Origin of the sequence: Amycolatopsis sp. EV170708-02-1 (genome assembly GCF_022479115.1) — a bacterium.
In the GTDB taxonomy this organism is placed as follows: Bacteria; Actinomycetota; Actinomycetes; order Mycobacteriales; family Pseudonocardiaceae; genus Amycolatopsis.
Window position 1 is genome coordinate 402140 of the sequence record NZ_CP092497.1, and the last position, 17400, is coordinate 419539.

General features: G+C 70.0%; 15 protein-coding genes and 2 pseudogenes. 7 read left to right on the forward strand and 10 right to left on the reverse strand.

The window, feature by feature from the left end; translation table 11 throughout:
* Positions 1-9: 9 nt before the first annotated feature.
* Positions 10-1800, forward strand: coding sequence for a thiamine pyrophosphate-requiring protein (locus MJQ72_RS01635; RefSeq protein ID WP_240597220.1), 1791 nt, complete (start codon positions 10-12; stop codon positions 1798-1800).
* 3 nt (positions 1801-1803) lie between these two features.
* On the opposite strand, the gene MJQ72_RS01640 is transcribed toward MJQ72_RS01635, so the two are convergent.
* The 3 genes from MJQ72_RS01640 to MJQ72_RS01650 form a co-directional block, all read right to left on the reverse strand.
* Entirely contained in the window at positions 1804-2565 is a 762-nt protein-coding gene (locus MJQ72_RS01640; RefSeq protein WP_240597221.1) for a glucose 1-dehydrogenase, read from the reverse strand.
* Positions 2566-2601: 36 nt separating this feature from the next.
* Entirely contained in the window at positions 2602-3198 is a 597-nt protein-coding gene (locus MJQ72_RS01645; protein WP_240597222.1) for a TetR/AcrR family transcriptional regulator, read from the reverse strand.
* 397 nt (positions 3199-3595) lie between these two features.
* Entirely contained in the window at positions 3596-3964 is a 369-nt protein-coding gene (locus MJQ72_RS01650) for a helix-turn-helix domain-containing protein (protein WP_240597223.1), read from the reverse strand.
* 78 nt (positions 3965-4042) lie between these two features.
* Between MJQ72_RS01650 and MJQ72_RS01655 the strand changes: the two genes are divergently transcribed.
* Positions 4043-4567 carry a GNAT family N-acetyltransferase gene (locus MJQ72_RS01655; protein WP_240597224.1) on the forward strand — a complete coding sequence of 175 codons (525 nt, stop codon included), beginning with the start codon at positions 4043-4045 and terminating at the stop codon, positions 4565-4567.
* On the opposite strand, the pseudogene MJQ72_RS01660 reads toward MJQ72_RS01655, so the two are convergent.
* Positions 4564-5639: pseudogene (locus MJQ72_RS01660) on the reverse strand (TetR/AcrR family transcriptional regulator). The gene MJQ72_RS01655 and the pseudogene MJQ72_RS01660 overlap by 4 nt on opposite strands.
* Before the next feature lie 107 nt (positions 5640-5746).
* Between MJQ72_RS01660 and MJQ72_RS01665 the strand changes: the two are divergent.
* Positions 5747-6936: pseudogene (locus MJQ72_RS01665) on the forward strand (cytochrome P450).
* A 26-nt stretch (positions 6937-6962) separates the two neighbouring features.
* Positions 6963-7820: an LLM class F420-dependent oxidoreductase gene (locus MJQ72_RS01670; protein WP_240597225.1), complete on the forward strand. Its 858-nt coding sequence runs from the start codon at positions 6963-6965 to the stop codon at positions 7818-7820.
* Here the strand turns inward: MJQ72_RS01670 and MJQ72_RS01675 are convergent.
* Positions 7795-9192 (reverse strand): serine/threonine-protein kinase, encoded by a 1398-nt coding sequence (locus tag MJQ72_RS01675; protein ID WP_240597226.1) that lies wholly within the window; start codon positions 9190-9192, stop codon positions 7795-7797. The two genes, MJQ72_RS01670 and MJQ72_RS01675, sit on opposite strands and share 26 nt — an antisense overlap.
* A 229-nt stretch (positions 9193-9421) precedes the next feature.
* On the opposite strand from MJQ72_RS01675, the gene MJQ72_RS01680 reads away from it, so the two are divergent.
* Both MJQ72_RS01680 and MJQ72_RS01685 read left to right on the forward strand, forming a co-directional pair.
* Positions 9422-10114 (forward strand): IclR family transcriptional regulator, encoded by a 693-nt coding sequence (locus MJQ72_RS01680; RefSeq protein ID WP_240597227.1) that lies wholly within the window; start codon positions 9422-9424, stop codon positions 10112-10114.
* Positions 10115-10453: 339 nt separating this feature from the next.
* Entirely contained in the window at positions 10454-12016 is a 1563-nt protein-coding gene (locus MJQ72_RS01685; protein ID WP_240601602.1) for an amidase, read from the forward strand.
* A gap of 232 nt (positions 12017-12248) precedes the next feature.
* On the opposite strand, the gene MJQ72_RS01690 is transcribed toward MJQ72_RS01685, so the two are convergent.
* Positions 12249-12788: a TetR/AcrR family transcriptional regulator gene (locus MJQ72_RS01690; protein WP_240597228.1), complete on the reverse strand. Its 540-nt coding sequence runs from the start codon at positions 12786-12788 to the stop codon at positions 12249-12251.
* 125 nt (positions 12789-12913) lie between these two features.
* Here MJQ72_RS01690 and MJQ72_RS01695 point away from each other — a divergent pair, with 125 nt between their 5' ends.
* Positions 12914-13405 carry a DUF1772 domain-containing protein gene (locus tag MJQ72_RS01695; RefSeq protein WP_240597229.1) on the forward strand — a complete coding sequence of 164 codons (492 nt, stop codon included), beginning with the start codon at positions 12914-12916 and terminating at the stop codon, positions 13403-13405.
* Here the strand turns inward: MJQ72_RS01695 and kstD are convergent.
* The 4 genes from kstD to MJQ72_RS01715 form a co-directional block, all read right to left on the reverse strand.
* Entirely contained in the window at positions 13390-15132 is a 1743-nt protein-coding gene (kstD, locus tag MJQ72_RS01700) for a 3-oxosteroid 1-dehydrogenase (RefSeq protein ID WP_240597230.1), read from the reverse strand. The genes MJQ72_RS01695 and kstD overlap by 16 nt on opposite strands.
* A 131-nt stretch (positions 15133-15263) precedes the next feature.
* The gene (locus MJQ72_RS01705) at positions 15264-16301 is read right to left on the reverse strand and encodes an LLM class flavin-dependent oxidoreductase (protein ID WP_240597231.1); all 1038 of its coding nucleotides are present in this window, start codon (positions 16299-16301) and stop codon (positions 15264-15266) included.
* Positions 16301-16819 (reverse strand): SRPBCC family protein, encoded by a 519-nt coding sequence (locus tag MJQ72_RS01710; protein WP_240597232.1) that lies wholly within the window; start codon positions 16817-16819, stop codon positions 16301-16303. The genes MJQ72_RS01705 and MJQ72_RS01710 overlap by 1 nt, the downstream gene beginning before the upstream one ends.
* 48 nt (positions 16820-16867) lie before the next feature.
* A complete protein-coding gene (locus MJQ72_RS01715) occupies positions 16868-17383 on the reverse strand; it encodes a helix-turn-helix domain-containing protein (protein WP_240597233.1) in 516 nt (171 codons plus the stop codon).
* Positions 17384-17400: the final 17 nt, after the last annotated feature.

Below are 17400 nucleotides of genomic sequence, written 5' to 3' on the forward strand. Positions count from 1 at the left end.
CCGGCGCCCATGAGCGAAACCGTTGCGGACCATGTTCTGACCAGGCTGCGCGAATGGGACGTGGAGCAGGTCTTCGCCTATCCCGGTGACGGCATCAACGGACTGGTGACCGCGTTCGGCGCGGCGGACGACAAGCCACGTTTCGTGCAGACACGCCACGAGGAGATGGCGGCGTTCGCGGCCGTCGGGTACGCGAAGCTGAGCGGACGGCCCGGTGTCTGCATGGCCACCTCCGGCCCGGGGGCGATCCACCTGCTCAACGGCCTCTACGACGCCAAGCTCGACCATGTGCCGGTGGTGGCGATCGTCGGGCAGACGGCGCGCAGCGCGATGGGCGGCAGCTACCAGCAGGAAGTGGACCTGCAAGCGCTGTTCAAGGACGTCGCGAGCGAGTACCTCGTCGAGGTCAACGTTCCCGAACAGCTGCCGAACGCCCTCGACCGCGCCCTCCGCACGGCCATCGCCCAGCGCGCGCCCACGGCGCTGATCATCCCCGCGGATCTGCAGGAGGAGCCCTATCAGCCGCCACGGCACGAGTTCAAGCACGTGCCGTCCTCCCCGCCCGATCATCCGCGGGCCAGTGTCATCCCGCCGTCGGACGAGGTCGCCCGCGCGGCGGAGGTGCTGAACGCGGGCGAAAGGGTCGCGATCCTGGTCGGCCAGGGCGCGCGCAACGCCGTCACCGAGGTGCGCGAGGTCGCCGACCTCACCGGTGCCGGAGTGGCGAAAGCATTGCTGGGCAAGGATGTCCTGCCCGACGACCTGCCGTACGTCACCGGATCCATCGGGCTGCTCGGCACCCGGCCGACGTACGAGATGATGCGGGACTGCGACACGCTCCTGATCGTCGGCTCGAACATGCCGTACGCGCAGTTCCTGCCGGAATTCGGCCAGGCCAGGGCAGTCCAGATCGACATCGATCCACGGTTCCTCGGGCTGCGTTATCCGACCGAGGTCAATCTGCTCGGCGACGCGAAGGGCACCTTGCAGCAGCTGATCCCGTTGCTGGCAGGGAAAACCGAACGCGGCTGGCGGGAAAAGATCGAGAAGAACGTCGGCGACTGGCAGGAGACGCTGACCCGCCAGGCGATGCTGGACGCGGATCCGGTCAACCCGATGCGGATCGTGCACGAGCTGTCCGAGCGGATCCCCGAAGACGCCATCGTCACCGCCGACTCCGGTTCCGCCACCAACTGGTACGCCAGGAACCTCCGGATGCGCGGCCGGATGCGGGGCACGCTTTCCGGCACCCTCGCGACGATGGGTTCCGGTGTCCCCTACGCGATCGGCGCGAAGTTCGCCCATCCCGACCGGCCGGTGATCGCACTGGTCGGCGACGGCGCGATGCAGATGAACGGGATGGCGGAACTGCTGACCATCGCCCGCTACCGCGAACTGTGGACGGACCCGAGGTGCGTCGTCTGCGTGTTCCACAACGGTGATCTCAACCAGGTCACCTGGGAACTGCGCGCGATGGGCGGCGCGCCGAAGTTCGAGCCGTCGCAGACCCTGCCGGAAGTGTCCTATTCGGACTTCGCGCTGGAGATCGGCCTCGGCGGGATCGCCGTCGACGATCCCGCCCAGCTCGGCGAGGCGTGGGACGTCGCGCTGTCGACCGACGTGCCGACCGTGCTCGACGTCCGCTGCGATCCCGAGGTGCCGCCGATCCCGCCGCACGCCACCTTCGACCAGGTGAAGGCCATGACCGAAGCCGTCCTCAAGGGCGAACCCGACGCCTGGCACCTGCTGACGCAGGGCATCAAGACGAAGATGCAGGAGCTGCTGCCGTCGCGCCGCTGAGGCTCACGCGCTGGCGCCGCCGTCGAGGACGATGTCGTGCCCCACGACGAACGCGGACTCGTCCGACGCCAGCCACAGGACCGCCGCGGCGATCTCGTCGACCGCGCCGATCCGGCCGAGCGGGATGACCGCGCCGAGCCGGGCGGCGCGATCGGCCTCGGTCTCGCCGGGCCGGAACGACATGCCGGTGTCGGTGGCGCCGGGGCTGACCGCGTTGATCCGGATGCCCTCGGCGATGTGGTCGCGGGCGGCGGTCCTGGTCAGCACGTCCACGGCGGCCTTCGAGGCGGCGTAGGCGGCCATCCCCGGCAGACGGGTGTGCGAGCCGACGTTGGACGACATGTTGACGATGGCGCCCCCGCCGGTCTTCCTCATCTGGGCGATCTCGTGCTTCATGGACAGCCAGGTGCCGGTGAGGTTCGTCCGGACGACGGCGTCGAAGCCGTCTTCGTCGAGATCCGCCGCCGGGGCCGGGCTGCCGAGGATGCCGGCGTTGTTGAACGCGATGTCGAGTTTGCCGTGCCTCCGCACGGTCTCGGCGACGAGGCGCTCGACTTCCGCGCCGACACTCACGTCCGCGGTCACCGCGTCGGCCGTTCCGCCATCCGTCTCGATCTCCTTCACGGTCTGGCGCAGCTTCTCGCCGTCCCGCCCCGAAACGACGACCTGGGCGCCTTCGCGTGCGAAGGCCGCCGCCGTGGCGCGCCCGATCCCGGAGCCGCCCCCGGTGACCAGGACGACCTTGCCGCTGAATCGCTTCCCCACAGTTTTATCCAACTTTCTGGTCCGATCGTTCCATTATCACTGTTTGCGAGCGGCTTCGAGGACCGCGATGGCCTGCCTCGCCGTCGCCTTGGCCCGCGCCGCGGGGTCCGGCCCCTTGCTCAGCACCCGCATGCCCTGCAGGACGGTGAGCAGGAATCCGGCCAGCTCTTCGGGATCGGCGGTGGCGTCGAGTTCGCCCTGCGCCTTCGCCCGGCTCAACGCCATCCGCACCGCCAGCTCGAGCGCGTCCCAGCTGCGCTCGATCACCCGCACGACCTCGGGATCCTTCGGCATCATCTCCATGGCGGCGTTGACCACGAAACAGCCCTTGCGCCCCGATTCGCCCAGGATTTCGGCGAGATAGCGATCGATGAGCCGTCGCACTCCCGCGAGCGCCGGCCCCGGCCCGGCGAAGTCCTCGACGAACCGCTCGTTGCCCCGGGCGATGTAGCGATTCAAGGCCGTCAGGTACAGCTCGTGCTTGGTACCGAAGGTCGCGTACAGGCTCGCCTTGCCGATGCCGAGCTCGGCGACCAGGTCACTGACGGAGGTGGCTTCATAGCCCTGCCGCCAGAACAGTTCCAGCGCGGCCTCGCAGGCCGCGTCGACGTCGAATTCCTTCACCCTGGACACGACGGAAGCTTAGCCACATCTGGACCGATCGGTCAAATAAGCGGCGGTTAGCTACCTGGTCTCGTGAGTGGTGAGGACGGTCAGAGCCAAGGGCGGCTTAGGTATCTACCGCCGGTGCGCCGGCGGCGGGTTCGCGTGACTGACCGGACGACACGCGTGGCTGGATGGACGACACACGTGATCAGACGGACGACTCGCGGCGGAACCCGGCCGCGGTCGTGTCGTTCCTCCAGCCACGCGTGTCGTCCGCCGGATCACGCGTGTCGTCCGGTCGGTCACGTGACATCGCCGGTCGAGCTTCCTCGACCGAGCCGAGGTGTCCCTCACGCGCCACCCGCTGGGACCAGTGGCGTCGCCGAGGTCGCGGGGGCGACCGCGTAGTCCGTGAGGAAGCCGCTCAGCTACCCGAGTCGTAAGCCGACCGCGCCTCTTCCACCTTCGGCAGGTTCTCCGTCGACCAGTCCGCGAGGGTCGCGAACAGCGGCGCCAGGCTCCGGCCGAGGTCGCTGATCTCGTACTCGACCCGGGGCGGCACCTCGGCGTGATAGGTCCGGGTGATCAGACCGTCGCGTTCGAGTTGCCGCAGCCGCTGCGTCAGCACCTTCGGCGTGATCGAGCCGATGCGACGCTCGAGTTCGACGAACCGCTGCCTGCCGAACTCGTTGAGCGCCCACAGGATCGGCGTGGTCCAGCGGCTGAAGACGAGGTCGACCACGGGGGCGATCGGGCAGGCTTGGTCAGGGGCGATCGAGGCGTCGGCGCGCATGAAGCCAAGGTACGCGGGTTGCCGAGTTGTCATGATCCGGACACCCCATGGCCCCACCGGTGCGCGTAACGTTCTGTTATGGACTTGACCACCGAGAGGCTCGTCGTCCGTGATTGGTCCGAGGACGACGCCGAAGCCGCGCTGGCGATCTACGGCACCACAGACGTGACCCGTTGGCTCACCCCGGCGATGGACCGGGTGACCGACGCGGCGGCCATGCGTTCGGTTCTGCAGGCCTGGCAGCAGGCGCAGCCGAATCTCGTGCCACCGCGCGGAAGATGGGCGGTGCAGCGCAAGGAAGACGGCATGGTCGTCGGCGGGCTGGGCATCCATCTGCTGCCACCGTTCGAAGAAGACCTGGAGATCAGCTGGCAGCTGCACCCGGACGCCTGGGGCGAGGGTTACGCCTCCGAGGCCGCCCGCGCGCTGATCGGCTGGGCGTTCACCCAGGACACGGACGAACTGTTCGCCGTCGCCCGGCCGAACAACACGCGCGCCATCGCGACCGCGAAACGGCTCGGGATGGTCTGGGTCGGGGAAACCGACAAGTACTACGGGCTTCGCCTGCAGGTGTACCGGATCCGGCACACGGACACGGTTTAGGCACTGTCCACACGGGACACTTCGCCCGAGACCGCGTAGCCCGCGCCGCGCCCGTCCGCCGTGGCGACGATGCGGCCCCGCTCGACCCGGATCGCGGCCTCGGTCTCGTCGCTGACCGCGAGCACCCCTGCCGCGGCCGCCAGTGTGCCGGTCGTGTCGCACACCACGCGCACCCCGGCCACGACGAGTCCGGGAACGCCTGCCGCAGGCCACCGCACACTTCCGCGACGATCAGCCGGGTCAGCGGCACCAGCTCGTCGGGATCACTGGTCACGGCGACGACCGTGACGTCGCGACCCGAGGCCCGGACGGCCTCTTCCGCGGCGGCCAGCCGGTGGGTGCCCAGGACGACGACCACGCCGTCGCCGGGCACGAAGGATTCGGCGCGCACGAGGTCGACGGCCCCGGGCGGTGACCACGGCCGGTCGGCGGCCTGCGCCGTCGGCGTGATCACCGGTGGCGCCCACCAGTCGTTGAAGGCCAGCCCCGCCAGCCGTTCGCACGCGCTCACGACGTCGAAGGGCTCGACGAGCCCTGGCGCGGTAGCCGCCAGCTGGCCGGCGCCGTGCAGCGTGGTCAGCACGGTCTCCGCGAGCCGGACACGCCGCGGGATCGGCGATCCCGCCGGCCGTTCCGGCGGGTCGAGCCGCTCCAGCGCGAGCCCGAGGAGCAGCCCGCTGAGCTTCACCAGCTGGGCGAACGGGCGCCGGACGTGCTCGTCCGCGAGCACCTCGGGCATCAGGTCGCGGGTGAGCCCCGCCTGGTCCTCGTCCAGGGGAAACGCCGCCACCCGAGCCCTGGCCAGCGCGCCCAGCGCACCCTGGAGCGTCTCCCCCGGCACGGCGTGCGGCGCTCCGGCGGACCGTTCGGCCAGCTCGGCGAGGACGGCGAAGTACAGCGCGCGTTTCCCCGGGAAATTCGAGTAGACCGCGCCGCGGGTGAGCTCCGCCCGTTCGGCGATGACGTCGATCTTGGCGTCCCGGAAACCCTGCTCCGCGAACTCGTCGCGCGCGGCGGCCAGCACCTTCGCACGATTGCGCTCCTGCGTCTCCGCCCTGCTCAGCCGGACCATCGGCCTCCCGTCAGCCAGCACGATTGCTCTCGGACCCGGATCAAGATACCTTGACCATTCAGATGATGAGAACATCTGATTTGAACATCCGAACTGGGAGAGCCACCTTGTCCGACGTTCCCGAGATCCTCCTGACCGACCCCGAGGTCCTGCGCGACCCGTTCACCGCCTACGGCCCCGTCCGCGAGCGCTCCCCGATCGCCAAACTCGCCGCGCCGGGGTTCTCGATGTGGGCGGTCCTGCGCCACGAAGAGGCACGGAAGATGCTGAGCGACCCGCGGTTCGCCCTGAGCGCGAACAGCTACCAGCGGATGGACATCCCCGACCACTGCCGCCCGTACATGCGGACGATGCAGGAGGTCGAGGGCCCGGAGCACCTCCGGCTCCGGCGGCTCGTCGCCCCGCGTTCACCCCGCGCAAGGCCGCCGCGCTCCGCGAGGGAATCGAGCGGCTCGTGAACGATCTCCTCGACGAACTCGCCGGAGAAGACCGGATCGACCTGGTCACCGCGTTCGCGCGCCCGCTGCCGGTGGACGTGATCTGCGCACTGGTCGGCATCCCCGAGGCCGACCGTCCGCGATGGCGTGAATACGGCGCCTTGGTCTCGGCCGGCGACGGGACGGGGCTGGCGAAGGCGGTCCCGGGGATCGTCGAGGGCGCGCTCGCCGCCATCGCGGACCGGAAGCTCGATCCGGCCGAGGACGTCGTGTCGCAGCTGCTTCAGATCCAGGCCGAAGACGGCGACAGGCTGAGCGAAACCGAACTGGTCGCCCTCGTCTGGCAACTCGTACTGGGCGGCCAGGTCCCCGGCAATCTCATCGCCAACGCCGTCGAAATCCTGCTGTCCCATCCCGAACAGCTGGCCGAGCTTCGCGAAGACCCGGCGCTCATGCCCGGTGCGATCGAGGAGGTGATGCGCTGGCAGAGCCCGCAGCTGCTGACGATCCCCCGGTTCGCGACCACGGACGTCCGCATCGGCGACACCCTCATCCCCGAAGGAGAACCTGTTACCGTCGCGATCGCCGCGGCGAACCGGGATCCCAGTGCGTTCCCCGACGCGGACGTCTTCGACATCCGGCGCGCGGCGGGACCGGCGTGGCATCTCGCCTTCGCCCACGGGCCGCACTTCTGCCTCGGCGCTTCACTGGCCAGGGTTCAGGTCGAGGTCGCGCTCACCGCCCTGCTGCGCAGGTTCCCCGATCTCGCCCTCGCCGACGGCCTCCTGCGGATCCCGGATCCGGGCACCTGGCGGCTGAACGCCCTGCCGGTCACGCTGCACGCGACGGTTGCGAACTGAAACACGTTCTAATAGCGTGACCGCCTGTGAGACACGGGATTGTGCTGTTCACCAGTGACCGGGGCATCAGTCCGGCGGCCGCCGCGCGGGCGGCCGAAGCCGCGGGCTTCGACGCCTTCCACGTGCCCGAACACACGCATATCCCGGTCAAACGGGAGGCTCCGCATCCGCGCACCGGCGACTCGTCGCTCCCCGACGACCGCTACCTGCGCACGCTGGACCCGTGGGTCGCGCTGGCCACGGCGGCCTCGGTGACCACGCGGATCCGGCTCGCGACGGCGGTGGCCCTCCCGGTCGAGAGCGACCCGATCACGCTGGCGAAGACGATCGCCAGCCTCGACCATCTCTCGGCCGGGCGGGTCACGCTCGGCGTCGGCTTCGGCTGGAACGTCGACGAGCTGGCCGATCACGGCGTCCCCGGCGGCAAACGCCGCACGGTGCTGCGCGAGTACCTGGAAGCGATGCGCGCGCTCTGGACGCAGGACGAAGCCTCGTACGCGGGCGAGTTCGTCTCGTTCGGCGCCAGCTGGGCATGGCCGAAACCGGCTCAAGCGCATATCCCGGTGATCGTCGGCGCGGGCGCGACGGAGAAGACGTTCCGCTGGATCGCGAAATCGGCCGACGGGTGGCTCACCACACCCGGCGACACGGACATCGAGGACAAAGCGCGGCGGCTGCGCGAGATCTGGCACGAAGAGGGCCGCGCCGGGGAGCCGGAGATCTCGGCGCTCGGCGTCCGCCCGGATCCGGACAAACTGGCCGAACTGGAAGCGGCCGGGGTCACCGAGACGATCTTCGGTCTCCCGGACCGCTCCCCCGACGAGGTCGAGGCCTGGCTTCAGCGCCTCGCCGGGAAACTCAACCTGCCCGCTGGGAGTCGATGAGGTACCGGCCGTCCTTCTGGACCAGGACGAAGGTCTCCCGCCCCGTCGTGGTCCCGCCGGAGGCCCGCACATAGGTGAGCGTCGCCGTCACCGTGTTGCCGGATTCGGTCACGTTCGACACGGTCACCGCGCTGAACTGCCTCCAGTAGTTCGAATACCGCTCGAAGCTCTGGTTCCTGGTCTGCTTGAAGTTGTCGCTCAGGGTGGCGAACCCCGCCTGGAGATTCCCCGGGATGAGGGCGTAGTAGGCCGAGAGCGCCTGCCCCGGTGTCTGCGCGGGCGGCGGCGCGACCGAGGAAGACGAGGACGGCGGCGGCGTCGAAGGCGGCGCGGAGGACGGCGAAGGCTGCACCGGCTCCGAGGTGGCCGGGGCCACGGACTGCGACTGGGAAGCCGGCGGCGGAGCCTGCCCCGCCGGGGCGTCGTCGTCGCGGTTGAGCACCACGACCACGGCCGCGGCGGCGGCCGCCGCGAGCACGAGGAACACCGCGAGCACGCCGATCAGCATTCCCTTGCGCGCCTTCGGCGGCGGCTCCTCGGCGACGAGCGTCGTCGGCTCCCCCGCCGCCAGCGCCCGCAGCTCCCGCTCGGTCTCGGACATCGTCGGCCGGCTGTCCGGCCGGACGTCGAGCAGCCGGTTCAGCAGCGGTGTCAGGATCCCGGACCTGGTCGGCGGCGTGATCTCGCCGCTCGACGCGCGGTACAGCAACGCGATCGGGTTCTCCGCCGTGCCGTAAGGCGTGCCGCCTTCGAGCGCGGTGTACAGCGTCGCGCCGAGTGAGAAGACGTCGGAAGCGGACGTGGCGTCCTCACCACGGGCCACCTCGGGCGCCAGGAACGCCGGGGTCCCGGAGATCTCGCCGGTCGCGGTGAGCTGCACGTCGCCCATCGCCCGCGAGATCCCGAAGTCGGTGATCTTGACGGTATCGTCGTCGCCCAGCAGGACGTTGCCGGGCTTGATGTCGCGGTGGACGATGCCCGCCCGGTGCGCGGCCGCCAGCGCCGAGCAGAGCTGGATGCCGAGACGGATGACGTCGTCGACCTCCATCGGCCCTTCACGCAGCTTCTCCGCGAGGCTGGTCGAGGGCAGGTACTCCATGATGATCCACGGGCGGTCCTGCTCGTCGATCACGCCGAAGACGGTGATGGCGTGCGGATGCACCAGCCGCGCCGCGATCCTGGCCTCGCGCAGCGCGCGGTTCTTGGCCTCGTCGGCCTTCTGCTCCCCGGCGCCGTGCGGCAGAAGGAGTTCCTTGACCGCGACCGTGCGCTCCAGATTCTCGTCGCGCGCCCGCCACACGGTGCCCATGGAGCCACCGCCGACAGGCTCGATGAGATCGAACCGATCGGCGAGGCGGCGGATCTCCTCCATTATCGACGTCCCCCTGGAGCTGTGGTGTTCGCGCGAACCTTGCCAGCATGCCAGGAACGCGCCGGGACGCCGGACCCGGCAGGGTGGTTCGCGACGCGGTGTCGGTCACGTCGGCGAAGGGGCCGTTCAGCGGAACCCCGCCCGATCGGCTGCCCGGAAGTTCGTATCCCGGCCGGGTGGGGGCGCACTTTACTTCTCCGGTGTGGCCTGTTTTCGGGAAAGGGCGGCGATGCGGGAAACCATGGGCGGACGCGGCGTGCTCGAAGGCGCGTTCGCGTTGCTCGAAGCACTCAACGAGCACGGCGGGCAGGCCGGGCTGACCCAGCTCGTGCGGACCACCGGGCTCCCGAAGACCACCGCGCACCGGCTGCTGGACCAGCTGGCCGACCTGGGCGCGGTGGAACGGGCGGGCCGCGGCTACCGGATCGGTTCGCGGGTGTTCCGGCTCGGGCGGCACTGGCAGCCCGAACTACGGGACCTGGCCAAGGAATGGCTGCCGGCGCTTTCGGCGCGGATGCGCGCGAGCCTGGTGCTCGTGGTCCCGAGGGAGGGGCGCGCGCTCGTCGCGGCCGGGGCCGTCCTGCCCGCGGACGACGTCCCGGTGTGGCCGGGCAGCCCGCTGCCGCCCGGGACCGCCGCCGGACGGCTCCTCGCCGCCCATCACCCGGCGCTCGCCGAACCGGACACCGACGCGCTGGAGATCCGCGCGGCCGGGTTCGCGGCGGAGTCGGAGACGATCACCGAGGGGCTCGGCTGTGCCGCCGTCGCCGTCCGGACCCCGGACGGCCGGGTCGGCGCGGCACTCGCCGCCGTCCTGCCCGCCCGCCGCGACCCGCTTTCCGCGGTCACCGCCCTGACGAGCACCGCCCGTTCCTTCGGTGCCGCGCTCGCCGAATGTTCGCGCCAGAACCGGGCCGGATGATCGGCGAACCCCGAACAATCCCCGACCAACGCGGGCACCGGGCGATCGATCGAATACGGGCGGAATATTTCCGACGAAATCCCGGGAATCGCCTCACCGTGCGTCCACGACCGGTGCCACCCCGTGCAGAACCGTTGGGCCACCGGCTGTTTGCGTGACCGGCCGCCTACCGGCCGAGGCGTTCGCGAGGCGATTAAATCACCGTCCCGCCACCTTTTCCGGCACTTCCGAAACGGGGTGACACACGTACTGTTCAGGAATTCTTTCGACCAAGGAGGGAATTCCTTGACAAGACATTCCTTGAAAAGACGTGGCGCGGCCGTGGCGGCGTTCCTCGCCATGGTGTCCGTGGCGTCCGCCACCACGGCCGTCCCGGCATGGGCCGCGGAACGGTCCGGGCGCCCCGTCGTGGCCGGGATCGACCTGGAGCGGGCGACGATCCCCGATCTGCAGCGGGCGATGCGCTCCGGGCGGCTGTCCTCGGTCGAGCTGACCGCCTTCTACCTGCACCGGATCCGCAAGCTGAACCCGACGCTGCACGCGGTGCTCTCCACGAACCCGGACGCGCTGCGGCTCGCCGCGGAGAGTGACCTGCGGCGGCACCGGCACCGCTCGAAGGGCCCCATGGACGGCATCCCGGTGCTGCTCAAGGACAACATCGACACCGCGGACCGGCAGCCGACCACCGCGGGCTCGACCGCGCTGCTGGAGTCGCGCCCGTACCGTGACGCCGGCGTGGTCGAGAACCTGCGCGAGGCCGGGGCGGTCATCCTCGGCAAGGCCAACCTTTCGGAGTGGTCGAGCTACCGCTCCACCAGCTCGTCGAACGGCTGGAGCCCGCTCGCCGGCCAGACCGCGAACCCCTATGTCCTCGACCGCAACCCGTGCGGCTCGTCGTCCGGCCCGGGGGTCGCCGTCGCGGCACACCTGGCGACCGTCGCCGTCGGGACCGAAACGGACGGTTCGATCAGCTGCCCATCCGGCGCCAACGGCATCGTGGGCGTCAAGCCGAGCCTCGGGCTCGTCAGCCGCAGCGGGATCGTGCCGGTGTCGAAACAGCAGGACACCGCGGGCCCGATGGCGCGCAACGTGGTCGACGCCGCGATCCTGCTCGCGGCCCTCAACGGCGCCGACCGTCGTGACCCGATCACCGTCGACGCCGCGAGACAGTCTCTCGACGACTACACGAAGTTCCTGCGTCCCAACGCTTTGCACGGGAAACGGATCGGTGTCTGGCGCGAGGTCTACACCCCGGACGACACGACGAAGGCGGCGTTCGAGCAGGCGTTGACCAGGCTGCGGAAGCTCGGCGCGACCACGGTCGAGATCACCATCCCGTACCTGGACGTCATCGCGGCCAACGAGTTCCCCGCGATCAGGACCGAGTTCAAACACGACATCAACGCCTACCTCGCCTCCACCGGCGGCAAGCATCCTGCCGACCTCGCGGGGCTGATCCAGTACAACCTGGACCACGCGGCCGTCGAAATGCCGTACTGGACCCACAATCTCTGGGACCGGTCGCAGGCCACCACCGGTGATCTGAACGATCCGGCGTATCGCGCGATGCGGGAAGCCGCGACGAGCGCCGCCCGGCGAGGCCTCGACGAGACGCTGCGCGGCGCGAAACTGGACGCGATCGTCGCGCCGACGAACAACGCCGCGTGGAAGACACAGCTCGGGGTCGGCGACGGCGCGCTGCTGATCGACTCGTCCGGCCCGGCGGCCGTTTCGGGCTACGCCAACATGACCGTCCCGATGGCGTACGCCGGGCCGTTGCCACTGGGACTGTCGATCATGGGCGGGCGGTTCAGCGAACCGTCACTGCTGGCCGTCGCCTACGCCTTCGAGCAGGACACGAAGGTCCGGCGGCTGCCGACGTTCATCCCGTCGATCGGCTGACCCCAGGCTCGTGGTCACGACGCCCCGCGGCTACCCGACGTGATCGGGGACGCGCGAGTGTCACCGCAGGTGAGGGGTGTGTGGAGATAGGGACGTTCAACGTCCCGATATCCACACACCCCGCCGCGACCGGACCGGTCACGCGGGACCGTGTGGATTCCTGGTCATCCAACGCACCGAAATCCACACAGTCGTTCGAGCTACCCCGACATGACCGTTCCCACGTCCTCGGCTAATGGACCAGAAGCCCGAGGCTGCGCTCAGCCTCCGCCACAGCGGAATCGCGCTCGACGTGACCGTCGATCACGAGCGTGGCGAGCCCATGAAGCAGGCACCAGAGCGTGACGGCGAAGCCGCCCGGATCGTTCCGCTCCCCCACCCGATCGGCCAGTACCGCACAGGTCGCCCGGTGCGCCTCGGCCAGTTCCGGATACGCGGCACGGTCACCGATCCCGGCGCCCGCCATCAAGCGATACAGCGCGGGATTCTCCAGGGCGAAGCCCAGGTAGGAATGCCCGAGCGCGGTGACCGTCCCGTCGCCGCTGCCCCGCAGACACTCCTGCAACCCGGCATGCCCTTCCAGCGCGACCGCCACCAGCAGCGCGTCCTTGTCGCGGAAATGCCGATATGGCGCCGCGGTGGACGCACCCACCTTCGCGACGGCGGCGCGCAAACTCACCCCCTCCGGACCTCGTTCGACCAGGAGCTCCCGTGCGGCGAGGACGAGCGCACGACGAAGATCCCCGTGGTGATAGGCACGTTTGATGATCATGGCGGACCCCCCAGCCCTTGATGCCACGCGAACGCCTCACCTTAACGGAGGCCTTCACGGACTGGCCCGACAGCAATAAATCAGACACGTTGTCAGACTTACTCGATCCGGCTATGTTTGACAGAATGTCAAAGATAAGGTCAGATCTCGTCACCGGCGTCGCCCTCCTGTCGACCGGACTGCTCGCGGGGGCGTTCGGCTACGGCGTGGTCAACGTCGCCGCCACGTTCGACGTCGTCCCGCTCGACGTGCGGTTGACCTTCCACACGGCGCTGATGCAGCGGAACGGCGTGGTCATGCAGTCCGCGATGGCGCTCGCGGCGATCAGCTCCCTCGCGCTCGCCCTGCTGAGCCGCGGGCGGCCGCGATGGCTGGCAGGCGCGGCCGCGGCCCTGGTCGTGACGTCGTTCCTGGTCACCCGCTTCGGCAACGTCCCGATCAACGGCCGGATCAAGGTCTGGGCGGTCACCACGGCCCCCGCCGACCACGCGGCCATACTCGATCGCTGGGAGACCTACAACGTCATCCGGACCGTCGCCGCCCTCACCGCTTTCGCGCTCGTCATCGCCGTTTCACGACTCAAGCTCCCGGATCGCGCCCGTCAGCTCGAAGCCTGATCGGCGAGATCGTTCGCCGCGACGTAACCGAAGGTCATCGCCGGCCCGATCGTCGACCCCGCGCCCGCGTAACTGTTGCCCATCACCGCCGCGCTGGCGTTCCCGGCGGCGTACAGCCCGGGGATGACCGACCCGTCCGCCCGCAGGACCCGCGCCCGCGCGTCGGTGCGCATCCCGCCCTTGGTGCCGAGGTCGCCCGGCACGATCTTGAACGCGTAGAAGGGCGGCTCCCAGAGCGGGGCGAGGCACGAGTTCGGCAGGACGTACGGGTCGGTGTAGTAATGGTCGTAAACACTGGCGCCCCGATGGAAGTCACCGTCCACACCGGACAGTGCCTGCCCGTTGAACCGGTTGACGGTGGCGCGCAACGCCTGCGACGGGACACCGATCGCGGTGCCGAGCGATTCCACGGTCCACGCCTTCTTGACCGCGCCCGCCGAGTACCACTCGTCGGGAAACGGCAGCAGCGGCGCGACGTCGCGGAAGAGATACCGGTTGCGGTAGTGCTGATCGACGACCAGCCACGCGGGAATGGTGGGCGACGTCGGGTTCCGGTCGTACATCGTGTGCACGACATCGCTGTACGGGGCAGCTTCGTTGACGAACCGCCTGCCCGCCGCGTCCACCATCAGCCCGCCGGGCAGGGTCCGCTCGGCGAGGCAGAAATACGGTTCGCCGGGCAGCGGGATCGCCGGGCCCCACCAGGCGTCGTCCATCAGGTCCAGCGCCGCCCCGGCGCGCTTTCCGGCCAGGATCCCGTCGCCGGTGTTCGACCGGGCGCCGACAGTCCATTGTGTACCGATCGGCTGGCGCTGGTATTCGGCCCGCATGGCGGCGTTGTGCTCGAACCCGCCGGAGCCGACGATGACCCCGCGCCGTGCCTTCACCACACCCGCCGCGACGGTCACCCCGGCGACTTTCCCGTTCTCGATGACGAGATCGGTCAACGGCGTGTTCAGCCAGACCGGGACACCGGCGCGCTGCAGCCCGGCCCGCAGTCCCGCGGCCAGCGACTGGCCCATGGTGAGCGGTTTCTGCCCGGCGAGCGCCGCGGCGGTGCCGCGGGCGAGGCAGGCGGCCGCCACCGCGGCGCCCTTCGGGTTGACCGCGGCCAGCGCGAGCCATTTGTAGTCCGCGCTGAAGACGACCATGCCCGCGGGTGTGGCGAGATAGGGCGGGTTCAGATTGGCCAGTTCGGCGCCGAGGATGTTCCCGTCCAGCTGGTCGGGTTCGATCGAGCGGCCGTCCGGCATGCCGCCGGGCAGTTCCGGGTAGTAGTCGCTGTAGCCCTCCATCCACCGGAACCGCAGCGGGCTGTTGGCCATCACGAAGGACAGCATCGCCGGGCCGTTGGCGAGGAACGCTTCTTGCCGCGAGGCGGGGATCGACGGGCCGACCACGGCGGCCAAGTACCGTGCGGCCTGTTCCGGGGTGTCGCGGACGCCGGCCTGTGCCAGCACCGAGTTGCACGGAATCCAGATCCCCGCCCCGGACCGGGCGGCCGAACCACCGAATTTCGCCGCCTTCTCCAGCACCACGCAGCTGAGGCCCCGCTTGGCCGCCGTCAGCGCGGCGGTCATCCCCGCCGCGCCCGCCCCGACCACGACGACGTCGTACTCGCCGACCACCGAGGAGGCGGCCGAAGCCGTCCCGGCGAACGGCAGCCCCGAAGCGAGCGCGAGCCCGGTGCCGCGCAGGACCTGACGGCGGGACAGATCGGGACCCATGAATCCTCCTCGCGTGGGAAACGAGCGAGGTCATGTTCTCCGGACGGCGGGCGAAAGTGAAACAAGTTCTACCCGCTTGGAGCAGGCGTCCGCCGTCGCGCTCGGCCGGTCACCTCAACCGGCGCGGGCATTCAGCCCAGCGCCCGGACCAGGTCCAGCGCGCGTCCCAGGGTCGTGAGCCGGTCGGCGACCGTCTCCCCCGCCGGATACAGCCGGACCGTGTCGACGCCGGCGTCCCGCCAGACACGCAGCCGTCGCGCCACCATCGGTTCGGTGCCGATCAGCGTCGTGCCGAGCACCATCTCGTCGGTCACCAGCGCGGCCGCGCCCTCCCGGTCGCCCGCCTGCCAGCGTTCCCGCACCGCCGCGGCGGCCTCGGCCCAGCCTTGCCTGCTGTAGGCGTTGTTGTAGAAGTTCGTCTTCGCCGAGCCCATCCCGCCGAGGCTGAACGCGAGCTCGGCCTTGCGGCTCGCGACCATCCCGCGCAACTCGTCCTCGTCTTTAGCGAAGGCGACCTCCGCGCCTTGGCAGACTTCGAGGTCCGCCCGCGATCGGCCCGCCTTCGCGAGGCCTGCGTCGAGATGCGAGAAGTAGGCCTGCGCCCCTTCCGGCACGAAACTGGTCCCCAGCCAGCCGTCCGCGATCTCACCGGTCAGCTCCAGCAGCTTCGGCGAAAGCGTGGCCAGATGGATCGGGATGTCCGGGTTCGGCGCCGTCGAAAGCCGCATCGGCCTGCTCTCCCCCGGCAGCGGGATCTCGAACTCCTTGCCGGAGAACGCGATCTTCTCCCCGGCGAACGCCTGACGGATGATCGCGACCGTCTCCCGCATCCGCGTCAGCGGCCGGGCGAACGGAACACCGTGGAGCCCCTCGATCACCTGCGGCCCCGAGGCACCGAGCCCGAGGACGAACCGGCCTTCGGAAAGCTCCGAGAGCGTCAGCGCGGCCTGCGCGATCGCCACCGGGGTCCGGGTGCCGAGCTGGATGATGCCCGAGCCGAGCCGGATCCGCTCCGTCCGCGCCGCGAGATAACCGAGCACCGACGGCGCGTCCGAACCCCACGCCTCGGCCACCCAGCACTCGTCGAGACCGAGTTTTTCCGCCTCCAGCACGAAATCCAGCGTCTCCCGAGAGCCACGGGAAGCCTCGACCGTGGTCGCCGTCCGCATCACGCGCCGTCCGCCTCGGCCCGCTCCTTGATCGCGGCGAGAGTGCCGGTCATCGCCTTCTCGAATTCACGCAACCGGACGAAGACGATCTTCTCCTCTTTGTCCGGCATCCGGTCGATGGCCAGCGAAAGACCCGACCGTCCCGGCCCCAGCTGCATCCATTGCCGGAGTTTCGTCCCGCCGTTCTCGGGTTCCAGCGTGAAGCGCCACAGCGCGGTGGGGGTCTCGGCGTCGTGCACGGCCCAGGCGAACACGCGCGGCTCGTCGCATTCGACGACATGCGACGTGGTCTCCCATTCGCCGAGCGCGTCGTGTTTGCTGCGGCCGACGAACCGCCTGCCGACCGCGGCCGCGCCTTCCGCGCCGTCACACCATTCCGCGGCTTGGAGCTCCTGGCTCATCTCCGGCATCAGCCGCACGTCGGAGACGATCGACCAGACCCGTTCCGGGACGGCGTCGACCCACGCCTCGACCTCGACCGTCGGCTTGTCGGCGTACTTGGCGCCCGTCCACTCCATCGTGGCCCGCCTCCCATGCTCGTGACCTCGATAGTTGCGTAGATGGACTTACCTTGTCAAACCCTCCTGCGCGGCGAAGCGGCGCACCACATCGGGCCGGTCCGCGAGCTTCGGCGGGTAGCCGGGCCCGAGCCGCGCCCGGGTGTTCTCCCCGGTCAACGGCCCGGCGCACCGCGCGCAGACGACCTCCGCGTGCGTGTCCTGCCCGCAGGTCTCGTGATGAAGGGTGACGGGCGGCCCGGCCTCCCCGGAGAGCCAGCGGTCGCCCCAGCGCGACATCGCGGCGAGCACGCCGTAGAAATCCGCGCCCTTCTCGGTCAGGACGTAGTCGTAACGGACCGGGTCGGCCTGGTAGGCGCGCTTTTCCAGCAACCCCTCCCCGACCAGGCGGCGCAGCCGGTCGGCGAGGGTGTTCCGCGCGATGCCGAGCTCCTGCTGGAACTCGTCGAACCTGCGGATCCCGTAGAACGCCTCGCGCAGGACCAGCGGCGTCCACCAGTCGCCGAGCAGGTCCATGGTGCGCGCGATCGAACACGGCCACTGCGCGAACGAAGTCCGTTTCATACCCGCGAGCCTACGCC